At 52.3% G+C, this 768-nt stretch carries 1 pseudogene; it reads left to right on the top strand.

Annotated features, from left to right (window positions below):
* Positions 1 to 372: 372 nt before the first annotated feature.
* Positions 373 to 768, top strand: a pseudogene (locus GQY27_RS21200) (group II intron reverse transcriptase/maturase); the annotation flags it as partial.

Below are 768 nucleotides of genomic sequence, written 5' to 3'. Positions count from 1 at the left end.
CAGTAGGAACTGTTAGCCAAGGGCAAGGGTGTCCGCCGCGAGGCGGAATCTGAAGGAAGCCGGAGGCAAACCCTCGGTCTGACGAACAGAAATCACATACAAGGCATGATGGGACGGATGAGCTTGCATGTCAAAGCGAAGTCCAATACTGCCCGAATCCTATCATGTAAATGTGGCAGATAGATGAGGGGAAGGTTATCGCTCTTACCCGGGGAGATCTCACAGACGTGAAGTAGGGAAAAAAAAAATCCGAAAGACGGAGTAAAGCTTGCTGTGAGAAGTCAGCAGAAGCCATAGTACCGGGAAGTTTTTTTTCGGGAAGGGCCGAACAATCGTAAGTCTCGAGTATTAACAGGAAGGAGAGTCGACGCAATGAAAGCAGAATACCGAAAGGGCTGCCCGCAAAGGGATAGCGTGGAACGCAAAGAGTATGTGGGAGCGCGGAGTGTCGGCATTCGGGAATGTGGAGAAAGGGACGGTGCAACAGACCTGCTGGAGCAGATACTGGACAGAGACAATCTGAACAGAGCCTACAAGCAGGTCAAACGCAACCATGGAGCACCAGGAATCGACGGGATGACCGTAGAAGATGCGCTGCCATGGCTGCAGGAACATAAAGACGAGCTCTTGCAAAGTATCCGGGAAGGCAGGTACAAGCCAAGTCCCGTACGGCGCAAAGAAATTCCCAAACCAGATGGAAGTGGAGTACGGAAGCTTGGCATACCCACAGTAGTGGACCGAGTGATCCAGCAGGCGATTGCCCAGCAG

It is taken from the genome of Paenibacillus sp. An7 (assembly GCF_009870785.1).
Classification (GTDB): domain Bacteria; phylum Bacillota; class Bacilli; order Paenibacillales; family Paenibacillaceae; genus Paenibacillus.
This window is presented reverse-complemented; position numbering and strand designations above follow the sequence as displayed.